Source organism: Thermanaerothrix daxensis, assembly GCF_001306145.1.
Classification (GTDB): Bacteria; Chloroflexota; Anaerolineae; order Anaerolineales; family Anaerolineaceae; genus Thermanaerothrix; species Thermanaerothrix daxensis.
This window is the reverse complement of the sequence record NZ_LGKO01000002.1, coordinates 328,741-340,235: the sequence shown is the minus strand read 5'-3', so window position 1 is coordinate 340,235 and position 11,495 is coordinate 328,741. Positions and strand designations below refer to the sequence as shown.

The following is an 11,495-nucleotide window of genomic DNA, read 5'->3' as shown; positions in this document are numbered from 1 at the left end:
ACCCGCCTAACCGCCTACCCGGCGGCAAGCAGAGCATCGCGACGACGCTCTTCAGCCGCGACTTCTGTGATCTCCCGAATATCGGTAAAGGGCTGCATGGCCGGGGTGACATAACCGATGGCCAGACTCATAAACGGTGTTTTAATCATTTCTCCACCGCGCCCCGGCGCCAGAATGAAGCCCTGCTGACGGTCAATGAAATTGTAATGGCTGAGCACTGCTTCAGCGAAACGTTGTTTAAGGCGTTCTTTTAGACGCGGAGCAGCCTGGCTGGTAGTGAAAATGACAAAATTATCCCCGCCTGCGTGCCCGATAAAATCAGAGGGTGTACCAACTTCATCCACAACTTCGCTCAGCAGCATGGCCGTGAACCGCACCACATCATTCGCCGCAATTAACCCATAAACATCGCGGAAGGCATCAAAATAATTTATCCGAATATCCATAAAAGCCCAGTCTGACTGGCGAATGATCTTGCGTAATTGGTCCTCAATCAGGCGCCCAGATGGCAGGCCAGATTGGGGATCGGTCAGACTCTCGCGCTCTGCCCGGGCCAGAGCATTTTGGACGCGCAATTTGAGTTCTTCGATATCAAAGGGCTTGGTAATGTAATCGTCAGCCCCCAGTTCCAACCCCTTGAGTTTATCACTGCGCTCGTCCTTCTGGGTCAAAAAGAGAATAGGGATGTGACTGGTGCGGGTGTTGGTGCGCAAAGCACGGCACACTTCATACCCATCAATGTCCGGTAGCATGATATCCAGCACGAGCAGATGAGGCAGCCCCTGGCGCGTTTTTTCCAGGGCTTCGCTCCCGCGCATGGCCACCTCTACCTCGTATCCCTGGCTCTTGAAAAAGAGCCGGAGCATATTAGCAATATCCACATCATCTTCCACAATAAGTAAACGGGCTTTGCTCATTCGGCCTCCTTAAGGGTGCATGCTCCCAGTCACAACCACACTGTGGACGCCCTCTCCCACCTGCCGTTCACAGTGCCTGAACCGGTTGCTTAAATCTTATGTGAAAGGAGGCATTCTGGCAATAGGTATTCTGCCCTTGAGAGGCCCGCTTGAGTTTACAAAATGGTAAGCCAACCGTGTTATAATGCTCCCACCCCAAAGCGATCCCTGCCCAGCACCCTGGCCTTCTTCTTGCAACCTCAAATTTTCAAATGCGCCATTTCCTCTCTCCTAGGACACGATGAAACGAATTCAGAGGCTGGCCCTGCTTCTATTCCTGATCGCTTGGTGGGGGTCTCTGATTCTGGTGCAACCACCTCCCTCGTGGGCCCAAAGCGCTAGCGCCTCGCAGCGGCTTTTTTTGCCCGTGATCTACCGCGATTACCAACCTCTCCCACTGTATGCCACCAGTTATTACATTCAAGATGAGACTCCTGCCCGCCTGTATGATTTAGGGTGTGCCCTGGGCACACGCGACCGTCAGAACCCCGGCGCGCAAGATAGCCTGGTGGTGCTTAACTTTGGCCAGGGCTGGTTCGAAGGCGGTGATCTTTCCCGACCCGGCGCTGGCGCTTTTAGCCCTTACTGGCACTACATGCCCATCAGCGCCATTGAAACGGCGGTCAAAGCCTATATCCAGGGGTATTGGGTCTGCAGTGCCGAGGATCAAACGTCTCAGGTCATGGTAGCCGTGGGCACCAACAACTATGGAAGTTATGGTTCAAATTCCACCAATCAGGACACGCGACGTACCTATGCTTATGCCCATGGCAAAGCCTGGGCGCAAATGGTCGTGCGTCTTTTGCAGTGGGTGTGGAGTAACGGTTACGGCCGTCAGGTCAGCGTGGCGGGGGCTATTGATATTGAATGGGATGCGCAGCTAACGGGTTGGAACACCCCCTATGTCACCTACGGGTGGGTCAACGGCTTTAACGATTGGGATAACAATCAGGCCATCTACTACAACTTTGGCGCCTGCGTGGGCTGTCCCACCAGTCCTAATCCCGGTTGGGTTTATTCTTCTGCTAACCCATGGACACAGTATGACGTGTATAGGGTCTCCTATGGGGTCCAGCCTGCCTGGCCGCTGCCGGAAATCTACGCCACCAGCGGTGTCAATGCCCAACAGTGGCAGGCCATCAGCCGCTACGGTGCCCTCTACCTGGGCTGGCCCATGGAATTTGCCGGGGTAATGACCCAGTACCAGGCCTGCCAGCAACGGGGAGGGTGCAATGGCATCAACAACACACCCGAGGCAGGCTGGACGCAACTTCGCAACGCATTAAATGCCGATCCGCTGACCTACCAGCCAATCCTGCGCTGGATAACCGATATCCGTTGGCAAATTTGGTAGGATTTTTGCCAACCTGGGGCTAAAAATGCTGTAAAAACTGCGTAAAAGCCGGTCGGTTGGGGGTTGCACCTATCGTTAAATTCACTATAATGTAAAGTATGCGGGGAGTTTCACGCTACGCCACTGCCCTGATCTTTCTGCTCTGCCTGACAGTATTCATCAGCAGCGGGTATGCCCAGGCCCCCACTCCGGGGTTTGAGTATATCAACGGCCATGGGGTACGTGGTGCTTTTCTAGAACAGTATCACAGCGTGGCAGATCCCCTGCGTCTGTACGGATATCCCATTACCGGCGAATTTCAAATGCTCACCGAACACGGGTGGGTAACGGTGCAGTACTTCCAGCGCGCACGTTTTGATCTGGTTACTGACCCCAGCGGGCGCGAGCGGATCGAAATCGCTAACTTGGGCAGCCTGCTGTACCCAGGACCTGGCCCGCTGGCGCCCGTCCCTACTGACCCACTGGCCTGCCGCCGCTTTGAGAATGGCAAGGCGGTTTGTTACGCCTTTCGTCAGTTTTACGAAGCCAATGATGGATTGACCAACTTTGGCCTGCCTATCTCCGATCTAGAGATAGCCGAACGGCGCTACGTGCAGTATTTTGAGCGAGCGCGCTTCGAGTGGTGGCCCGAAAACCCACCGGGTGAGCGCGTTGTGCTGACAGACCTGGGCAAGCGCCACTTTGACCTAGTCGTGCGCGATCCCGAATTGACCCGCCCTGAGGTCCCACCCAACGCCATCATCGCTCAGATCATTCCCCAAGCCCAGGCCTTCGTCGCTCAAGCGCTCATTCCATCGGGTGACCAGCAAACCTTGTATGTGATCGTGCGGGATCAATACGGTCGCCCCATCTCTAACGCCAGTGTCTCAGTGACCCTGCTTGGGCCTGAGGGGCTACGCCTTACCTACCGCGCTACCGAGACAAACACAGACGGGATCACGCATTTATCTTTCTTTGCCGGGCGCTTTGCCCCCCAAACCGTCATCACCCTGAAAGTTAAGGTTCAGGTGCTGGGCCAGGAAGCCGAGGCTCAGACCTGGTACCGTATCTGGTACTGAAAATCCTGCGGCTGACGATCTTTTATCCAGCACATACCTCGCTCGAACGCAAATCGGCTGCCCGAGCATGGGCTTCCAGGCCCTCGGCGCGCGCCAGGCAGGCCGAAACTCGCCCCACCTCCTCAGCCGTCTGCGGATCCAGCGCCACCAGACTGATCAAGCGCACAAAATCCCAAACGTTCAAGGGGGAAGCAAAACGGGCTGAACCACCGGTCGGCATGACGTGACTGGGGCCCGCCGCGTAATCCCCCAACACTTCGTAGGAGCGCTCACCAACAAAAATCCCGCCAGCGGATTCGATCTTCTCTACCCAGCGCCACGGGTCAGCCACCACCAGATTCAGATGTTCGGGGGCATACGCATTAGAAAGGGTTATCGCTTCTTCCAGATCACGGGTCAGCACAATGCCCGAACGCTCAACCAGCGAAAGCGCCAAAATCTCACGCCGTGGCAGCGTTTCTGCCTGACGGGCCACCGCCTGTTGCACCTGGTGCGCCAGGGTGGGGCTGGGGGTTAGCAAGATCGCGGCTGCCAGCACATCATGCTCGGCCTGAGCCAGTAAATCTGCTGCCACCCACTCGGGTCGGGCCGTGTCATCTGCGATGATGACCGTTTCGGTGGGGCCAGCCAATCCGTCAATGCCCACCACCCCATACACCTGCTGCTTGGCCAGCGTCACAAACAGATTACCGGGACCCACAATTTTATCCACGCGTGGGATGGTCTCCGTGCCGTATGCCAGCGCCGCGATCGCCTGAGCCCCACCCAGAACGTAAACCTCATCCACGCCCGCGATGGCTGCCGCCGCCAGGATCACATCCGCTGGGAGAGCACTCTCGCGCTGAGGTGGTGTCACCAGCGCAATTTCACGCACCCCGGCCACTCGCGCGGGAATCGCGCTCATCAGCACAGTCGAGGGCAGTGGTGCTGAGCCTCCTGGCACATAAATCCCCACCCTGCGAATGGGACGCACTAACTGCCCAAGCGTTCCGCCCAAATCCTGAGCAATCCACGAAGTCAAGGGCTGGCGCCGGTGAAAAGCCTCAATGCGGCTGGCAGCCACCTGAAGGGCCTGACGAAGATCCACAGGCAGGCGTTCAAACGCATTCTGCAATGCCTCTGGGGGCAGGCGAAAGGATTCAGCCGACCATCCATCCAGCCGCTGGCTCCACTGGCGCAATGCTGCGTCTCCCCGCTCCCGCACTTCGGCAAGGATGCGTGCCACTGCTTGCGCCGGGGTCAGCGGCTCGCCAAAGAGCACCTGAATGCGCTCCCTCACACTTGGGGGAACGGTTTGCACATCTGGGGGCTGCCGACATAAAAGGGTTTGGCGCGCCGCATCAGGGTCATAAATTCGCAGATTCATAGGTCCTCCCAGAGAAAATTAATAAAAAGCCCCTCGCGTTGCGGGGGCTAAAAGTTTGGGGAAGTTCACCTGCCGTCAGAGAATGCCTGGCGCCGCCACCCGCAACTTACGGGCCGGTTCATGATGAGCATGATGGCGGTGAAAGAACATTTTGAACGGCATGGCCCAAGTCTAGCACGGCAAATTCCGAACGTCAAGTTTTTGACGGCTCTGAGGTAAAATTCAAGCAGAGTCACACTCTGATCTTGGGAGAGAAATATGCAGATTGAAATTGCTCGGACTGTCACTAAGGAAATAGTGGAAGCCTTTGCCCGCCTTATTCCCCAGCTTTCCAATTCCAGCCTGCCCCCCACACACGAAGAACTGCAAGAGATGGTCAATTCCGATGCCAGCATTCTCTTTCTGGCGCGAGATGATGATGGACAAATCGTGGGTACTCTGACTCTGGTGGTCTTTCGCATTCCCACAGGTCTCCGCGCGTGGATCGAGGATGTGGTAGTGGATGAAGCCGCACGCGGGCGCGGCATCGGCGAAGCCCTGACGCGCGCCGCCCTCGACCATGCTGCCCGGTTGGGCGTCAAGACAGTAGATCTGACTTCACGCCCTTCGCGTGAAGCCGCAAACCGCCTTTACCAGAAAATTGGCTTTGTGCGCCGCGAGACCAACCTGTACCGCTACACGCTCTGACCGCTTACCTCTCACTCTTGGTCGGTGATCTTGCCTATATACCGAAACTGACCCGGTTCACGCGCACTTGCTTCCGCCAGTGCAACCGAAAGGGCTTGAACCGGCAGAATCTCTACTAACGGCAGAGCGGCTTCAGGTACTGCTGGCAACGACAACCAGGGCAACCCTTCCACAGAGGTGGGGCTGAGCCAGGTGACCTGCCCACCATAGCCCTGAATCTCCAGGCCAAGCCCACGGTTCAACTCGTAGGTAGCCTGGGCGCCGCCGAAAAGCCACACCGCAATACCCGGTTCAACAATCTCCAACGGGCCATGCCGGAACTGTGCCGCCCCCATCCCCTCTGCGGGGAACTTGGCGGCTTCCTTAAGCACGAGCGCCCCTTCCTGCGCACTGGCAAGGGAAGGTCCGCGCCCTAGAAGAAAGAGGCGGTTCAATTTTCCAGCCTGTTCACGCAACGCCGCCAAATGCTGCGGCCAGGCGTTCAGGTAGGCTTCCATCCCCGCCTGACCCTGCCAGAGGATTTCCTTCCAGGCCGAGACGGACTCCCCCGATAGTGCTGCTGCTGCCAGCAGTGTCACCGCAATCGTGTTGATGTAAGTGCGCGTTGAGACCATGTGCTCATTTCCGGCATGGAGGGGCAAAACGACCTCCGCGGCGCGTGCCAGGGTGCTGGTGGGATTGTTGGTAACGCCGAGCAACAACCCCGGACGGGGCGCCGTTAATCGTTCCAGGAGGCGGTGAATTTCGGCACTTTCTCCCGACTGGGAGATCACCCAGAGTAAGGTGCGAGAACCGACTTGGGGCAGGGCATAATGAAGTAGTTCTGCTGTATCCCACAAAATGACCGGCAGGCCGAGCCCGCACAACTTCAACCAGGCAGGGTAGGCACCGTAAAAGGACGCTCCCATGCCAGTTAGAATCACCCGGTCATACTTTCCCATCTCGATGAAGCGACAAACTGTTTCCAGAGGCTGGGGATCAAATTCCTCCAGAGCCTCCTTAAGGCCCTCGGCTTGAGAAAGAATGTCGTCAATATATGGCACCGGCATTTGAGAATCATCCTCCCTCAATAAGTTTTAAGGCCGCATAAGCCGCGCCCACCACACCCGCTTGAGTGCCTAGACGAGCCACTTCCAGGGGCACTGCGCCAAGGGGAGCCACCACACTGTGCTGCTGGATGAAAGCGTGGAGGTAAGGAGCAAAAACCGGATAGGCTCGCATCACTCCTCCCCCCAGGATCACCACATCGGGGAGAAAGGCGATGAGCAGGTTCACCAGCCCCAAAGCCAGGTAAGTAGCCGTCTCCTCAACCACGTGCTGGGCTAGCGCATCACCGGCCTGGGCAGCGGCTACGACGATCCGCGCGTCAATGGCCCTCAAATCACCCTGGGCCAGATCCAGCATCCGGGTATGCGCTCCCTGGGCCAGGGCTTGGGCGCGCCGAGCAATCGCAGGACCTGCTGCCAGGCTTTCCCAACAGCCCCGTGCGCCACAGTAGCATGGGGGACCGTTCACATCGAGGACCAGGTGTCCTGCCTCAGGGTGCGCACCGCCGATTCCGCGATACACCTCGCCCCGGTAGATAAAAGCACTCCCGATCCCCGTGCCTACCGTCACCATGAGCACACGCTCACGTCCACATCCGGCTCCCACCCAGGCTTCTCCCAGGGCCGCCGCGTCGGCATCGTTTTCAAGAGCAACTGGCACACCAAACCGCTCACGCAAAGGTTGGACAATGGGAACATCCTCCCAAGTTGGCAGGGTATAGGGGTTTTGAATGCTCCCCCGCTGACGATCAACGGGTCCGGTCGCTCCCATCCCAATTGCCTTGAGGGGCTTTCCCTCCGTCTTTGCCAGCACCTGCTCAATCAACCCGACGATACGCTCCAATCCGGCCTGCGGACCGCGCGAGGCTTCAATGGGGGCCTCTGCCCAGGCCAGCACTTGCCCCTGGCAATCAACCGCCCCTACGCGCACATTGGTTCCCCCCAGATCAATGCCAACCAGCACACTCGCGCTCATCCTTTGATTGCTCCCGCTGACAACCCACTGACAATATAGCGCTGGAACACCAGAGCCAAAAGAACGGGCGGCAGGGCCGCCAGCACACCGCCGGTCATCATTGCCGTAATGTCCACCGCGTAACGTCCGGTGAACTCGGCAATAGCCACCGGCACCGTCTTGGCCGCAATGGTGCTGGTAAAAATCAGAGCAAAGAAAAATTCGTCCCAGGCCAGCAAGAAGGTAAACAGGGCCGTTGATACAATCCCCGGTGCGGCTACTGGAAGCACCACCCGGAACAACGTCCCCAGGCGCGAACTACCATCAATCAGCGCTGCGTCCTCTAATTCGCGTGGCACACTTTCAAAGAAGGTGCTTAACATCCAGATGGCAAAGGGAAGCGCAAAAGACAGATAAGTGATGATCAGAACAATGGGTTTGTTGAGCAGTGCCAGTCGCGCCGCTAGGATATACAGAGGCACCACCAACGAGATCTCGGGCACCATACGTACCCCCAGAATGCTCATGAAGAGAGCATTGCGAAACGGTAATCGCAAGCGCGCCAGCGCATACCCCGCCAGCGATCCGGCCACCAGGCAAATCAGTGTTGTCGAGGCAGCCACGATGAAAGAGTTGCGCAAGGTCACCTTGAAGGTGCGCGCCACTTCCGAAACCGCGGTACCCGGGACCAGGATATCGCGATAGTTTTTCAAGGTGGGATGCTGAGGAATCCAGTGAGGAGGCACCGCCAGCAACTCGGCCCGCGTGGAGATCGAGGAAAGGACCAGCCAGACAATTGGTGCATAGATAAAGAGCAACACCAATCCCATTAACCCCATCATCAGCAGGGTGGACAAACGACGCCGCCAGTGCTTCATCCTTGCACCTCCGGCCGATAAAGTAAACGTACATAAATCAGCGCCATCGCCAGTGTGAAGAGGGTGATCAAGAACGAAAGCGCTGCACCGCTGCCCAGATGCCCATATGAAAACGACTCTAGGTAGGTAAGATAAGAAATGGTGACAGTACCAAACGCCGGTCCCCCCTGGGTAATCACGTAGATAATATCGAACACGCGGAACGCCTCCACCGTGCGGATGACCAGTGCCACCAGGATTGCCGGACGGAGCAATGGCAACCGGATGAGCCAGAAGCGTTGCCAGGCATTCGCCCCGTCCACCGCAGCGGCCTCATCCAGTTCCAGCGGTAGAGTGGCCAGAGCTGCCTGCAGAATCAAAGCAATAAAGGGAACGCTGTGCCAGATATCCGCGACGATGACTAAATTGAGCGCTCGCATGGGTTCAGTGAGCCAGGGGCGATACTTATCTATTATCCCCAGGCTATACAACAAGCCATTCAAAGCCCCGTAATCGGCGTTATAAATCCAGCGCCACAGCGCGCCGTTGACAATGGTCGGAACGGCCCAGGGAATGATCAGACTGGTACGCAAAAAAGCCCAACCTGGCGGACGAGCGTGAATAAGCAGGGCAATTCCAAGCCCCAATAACAGTTCTACCCCCACCGAAACTACTGTGAAATAAAGCGTACGCCAAATGGCTTGCCAGAACTGCGTGCTACGCAGAAAACTCAGATAATTGCTCAACCCCACAAAATTCTGTGGCGAAGGATTTGAAAGCGGCGTATCGGTAAAACTGAGCACGAACGTGAATAAGATCGGGAATAGCGTGATCCCGAAGATGAGCACCATTGCCGGTAGCAGAAATAGCACCCCCTCGCGAATCTCATGCTGTAAAAGCGAAATCGTTTTGGGCGAGCGCATAGTCGCTTGAGTTATGGCAATCACACAACCTTATAAACCCTGGCAGGGGGAGACCCCCCTGCCAGGCTAAAATGAGCATAAACCCATCACTTGGACTGTAGTTCCACCCACTTGGCCGCGGCATCATTAAGAGCCTGCGCCGGCGTTTTCTGCTTGGTCAGGGCTTCCTGAAGAGCCAATTGAAGCGCCTTAGAGCCTTCCAGGTAGTACGGCACCTTAGGACGTACATGCGCATAGGGGAACTGCTCTTTGAACATCGGCACCGTGACCGGCGTGGCCGGGTTGAGCGCCTTTAGGGCTTCCAGCGCCTCTCCCTCGTAATTGGCGCTCCAGATCGGCAACAGGTGGGCCGCATAGCGTTTCTGTACGTCCTCGCTCGTCAGGTATTTGACGTACTCCCAGGCGGCTTCGCGATTGGGTGATTTGTCCACCACCGAGAAGCCCATCGAACCATTGATGGTCGCACTCTTGAGCCCTTGCTTGGCCATGGCTTCGAAAACCGGCACCAGGCTCATCTTGACCTGCCCCACAACCTGAGATTCTTTCTCATCGAGCGCGGCCAGGTCATACATGTAGAGCCAGTTGAGTGCAAAAGCCGCCTTCCCCTGGGAGAAGACATTCCGCACATCCTCTTCAACGTAGGAGACCGAAGCCGGGTTGGAGATCCCCTCATCAATGGTTTTGACCATCCACTCCAACACCTGGACGCCTTTCTCGTCATTGAACGCTGGCTTGCCTTGATCATCCACAAAGCGACCACCGTTGCCATACAGCAGGGCCACGAAATCGCAGATGGCGGCTTCGGCTTGTGCCCACGACCAGGCAATCGGGTATTCAACCAGCCCCTTTTCCTTGATCACACGTGCCTGTTCCACCAGTTCCTCCCAGGTAGCAGGCGGGTGATCAAAACCGGCCTCTTTGAGGATCTTCTCGTTATAGTAGAAGTACTTGGCATCTAGCAACCATGGCATGCCGTAGATGCGTCCGTTGACCGTGGTGATATCCCAGGCTGCTGCAAAGACCTTCTCCTTGGTCTGGGCATCCACCCGATCCGTGACATCCCACAGATAACCCGCCTTAGCAAACTCGGCGTACCAGATGTCATCCACCAGGATCACGTCGTATGAAGGCGGGGTCGTGGCCATGGCGGTAACGATCTTATCGTGCAACGCATCATAGGAAACGTATTCAATTTCTACTTTGACGTTTGGATTCTTTTCGTTGAATTCGGCCACAATGGCGTTCATTTCTTCGGGGGTCGGGCCAGCCTGCTGCATCGCCAGTACCTTGACTACCTTAGGACCCGCCGCAGCCTGCCCCCCACAGCCCGCTAGCAGCAGTGCTACCAACACCACAAATACGAGAAGACGACTCAAGCCACGCATACAACACCTCCAGGAACTGAAATTTGGGATAGGGTTGATGAGACACAAGATCAATTGCCAATGTACTGGCGACCCACATAGAAAGTGAAGCGCTTCCCGCAATAAATGGATTTTACGAATTCAATGACCTCGAAACGCTCGGTATAGGTCTGACGGTAAGCCGTCAGCACTGGCTCACCAATCTTCATTCCCAAATGGTGGGCAACTTCTGGTGAAGCCGCGCTGGCTTCAATCTCTGCCTCAGCCCAGGTGGGGAAAACACGATAGTGCTCGCGCAACACCGCATACAGCGAGGTGGTGTTGAAATCAAAACGCTCCAAATCGGGGCACAACCGCACCGGCAGGTAGGCAATTTCAAAGGCCACAGGCTGGTCGTTCGCCAGACGCACCCGCTGAAGACAGTACACCGGTTCACCCACCTCCACATTCAGGCGCTGCGCTACTACCTCATCTGCCGACAGCCGGGTGAACTCCACCACCTTGGAACTCGGGGTCAGGCCGCGCGCGCGAATATCATCGCTGAACGAGCGAAATCCCGAAATTTCACGGATGCGGGCTTGTGCCACAAAGGTACCCTTGCCCTGGCGCGAGTAAATGATCCCTTGCTGGCTTAAATCTTTGAGCGCACGCCGAATCGTGATACGACTCACCCCAAAACGACGTGATAACTCGGGCTCCGATGGCAAACGGTCACCCGGTTTCAGCCGCCCCTGATGAATTTCCTCAAGAATTTGTTGCTCGATCTGGTAATAAAGGGGAGTAAAAGGTTGAGGATGCGGAATGACCATCGTCGCCCTCGATATAAGAAGTCTTGCAATCATTATAACAACATAACAAGCGAATTACAACACCCCGAAGCGTTTTTTACCCGCCTACGGGATTTTCTTCAAGTTCTCCCCCAATGGGAC

General features: G+C 56.6%; 11 protein-coding genes. 3 read left to right on the top strand and 8 right to left on the bottom strand.

Going from position 1 to position 11,495, the window contains the following annotated elements:
- Positions 1 to 14: 14 nt before the first annotated feature.
- Positions 15 to 917 (bottom strand): GGDEF domain-containing response regulator, encoded by a 903-nt coding sequence (locus SE15_RS01700; RefSeq protein ID WP_054520373.1) that lies wholly within the window; start codon positions 915 to 917, stop codon positions 15 to 17.
- 280 nt (positions 918 to 1,197) lie between these two features.
- On the opposite strand from SE15_RS01700, the gene SE15_RS01695 reads away from it, so the two are divergent.
- Both SE15_RS01695 and SE15_RS01690 read left to right on the top strand, forming a co-directional pair.
- Positions 1,198 to 2,310 carry a hypothetical protein gene (locus SE15_RS01695; protein ID WP_054520372.1) on the top strand — a complete coding sequence of 371 codons (1,113 nt, stop codon included), beginning with the start codon at positions 1,198 to 1,200 and terminating at the stop codon, positions 2,308 to 2,310.
- A gap of 98 nt (positions 2,311 to 2,408) precedes the next feature.
- Positions 2,409 to 3,368, top strand: a complete 960-nt coding sequence (locus tag SE15_RS01690; protein ID WP_054520371.1) for a hypothetical protein — start codon at positions 2,409 to 2,411, stop codon at positions 3,366 to 3,368.
- 22 nt (positions 3,369 to 3,390) lie between these two features.
- Here SE15_RS01690 and hisD read toward each other — a convergent pair whose 3' ends face one another.
- Positions 3,391 to 4,734, bottom strand: coding sequence for a histidinol dehydrogenase (gene hisD / locus SE15_RS01685; protein WP_054520370.1), 1,344 nt, complete (start codon positions 4,732 to 4,734; stop codon positions 3,391 to 3,393).
- Between the two features lie 258 nt (positions 4,735 to 4,992).
- On the opposite strand from hisD, the gene SE15_RS01680 reads away from it, so the two are divergent.
- The gene (locus tag SE15_RS01680; protein WP_054520369.1) at positions 4,993 to 5,421 is read left to right on the top strand and encodes a GNAT family N-acetyltransferase; all 429 of its coding nucleotides are present in this window, start codon (positions 4,993 to 4,995) and stop codon (positions 5,419 to 5,421) included.
- An 11-nt stretch (positions 5,422 to 5,432) separates the two neighbouring features.
- On the opposite strand, the gene SE15_RS01675 is transcribed toward SE15_RS01680, so the two are convergent.
- From SE15_RS01675 to SE15_RS01650, 6 genes are all read right to left on the bottom strand, one after another.
- The gene (locus SE15_RS01675; protein ID WP_054520368.1) at positions 5,433 to 6,470 is read right to left on the bottom strand and encodes an SIS domain-containing protein; all 1,038 of its coding nucleotides are present in this window, start codon (positions 6,468 to 6,470) and stop codon (positions 5,433 to 5,435) included.
- A 7-nt stretch (positions 6,471 to 6,477) separates the two neighbouring features.
- Entirely contained in the window at positions 6,478 to 7,443 is a 966-nt protein-coding gene (locus SE15_RS01670; RefSeq protein WP_054520367.1) for an ROK family protein, read from the bottom strand.
- Positions 7,440 to 8,300 carry a carbohydrate ABC transporter permease gene (locus tag SE15_RS01665; protein ID WP_054520366.1) on the bottom strand — a complete coding sequence of 287 codons (861 nt, stop codon included), beginning with the start codon at positions 8,298 to 8,300 and terminating at the stop codon, positions 7,440 to 7,442. Before SE15_RS01665 ends, SE15_RS01670 begins: the two co-directional genes overlap by 4 nt.
- Positions 8,297 to 9,226, bottom strand: a complete 930-nt coding sequence (locus SE15_RS01660) for a carbohydrate ABC transporter permease (protein WP_201778039.1) — start codon at positions 9,224 to 9,226, stop codon at positions 8,297 to 8,299. The genes SE15_RS01665 and SE15_RS01660 overlap by 4 nt, the downstream gene beginning before the upstream one ends.
- A 62-nt stretch (positions 9,227 to 9,288) precedes the next feature.
- Complete coding sequence (locus SE15_RS01655) at positions 9,289 to 10,587, bottom strand: ABC transporter substrate-binding protein (protein ID WP_054520364.1); 1,299 nt, start codon at positions 10,585 to 10,587, stop codon at positions 9,289 to 9,291.
- Between the two features lie 50 nt (positions 10,588 to 10,637).
- On the bottom strand, positions 10,638 to 11,375 hold the full coding sequence (locus tag SE15_RS01650) for a GntR family transcriptional regulator (protein ID WP_054520363.1): 738 nt from the start codon (positions 11,373 to 11,375) through the stop codon (positions 10,638 to 10,640).
- Positions 11,376 to 11,495 lie beyond the last annotated feature (120 nt).

Bases quoted from the DNA above. Each gene is read 5' to 3' on its own strand.
- SE15_RS01700 (WP_054520373.1), bottom strand. From the start codon at position 917: ATGAGCAAAGCCCGTTTACTTATTGTGGAAGATGATGTGGATATTGCT.
- SE15_RS01695 (WP_054520372.1), top strand. From the start codon at position 1,198: ATGAAACGAATTCAGAGGCTGGCCCTGCTTCTATTCCTGATCGCTTGG.
- SE15_RS01690 (WP_054520371.1), top strand. From the start codon at position 2,409: ATGCGGGGAGTTTCACGCTACGCCACTGCCCTGATCTTTCTGCTCTGC.
- hisD (WP_054520370.1), bottom strand. From the start codon at position 4,734: ATGAATCTGCGAATTTATGACCCTGATGCGGCGCGCCAAACCCTTTTA.
- SE15_RS01680 (WP_054520369.1), top strand. From the start codon at position 4,993: ATGCAGATTGAAATTGCTCGGACTGTCACTAAGGAAATAGTGGAAGCC.
- SE15_RS01675 (WP_054520368.1), bottom strand. From the start codon at position 6,470: ATGCCGGTGCCATATATTGACGACATTCTTTCTCAAGCCGAGGGCCTT.
- SE15_RS01670 (WP_054520367.1), bottom strand. From the start codon at position 7,443: ATGAGCGCGAGTGTGCTGGTTGGCATTGATCTGGGGGGAACCAATGTG.
- SE15_RS01665 (WP_054520366.1), bottom strand. From the start codon at position 8,300: ATGAAGCACTGGCGGCGTCGTTTGTCCACCCTGCTGATGATGGGGTTA.
- SE15_RS01655 (WP_054520364.1), bottom strand. From the start codon at position 10,587: ATGCGTGGCTTGAGTCGTCTTCTCGTATTTGTGGTGTTGGTAGCACTG.
- SE15_RS01650 (WP_054520363.1), bottom strand. From the start codon at position 11,375: ATGGTCATTCCGCATCCTCAACCTTTTACTCCCCTTTATTACCAGATC.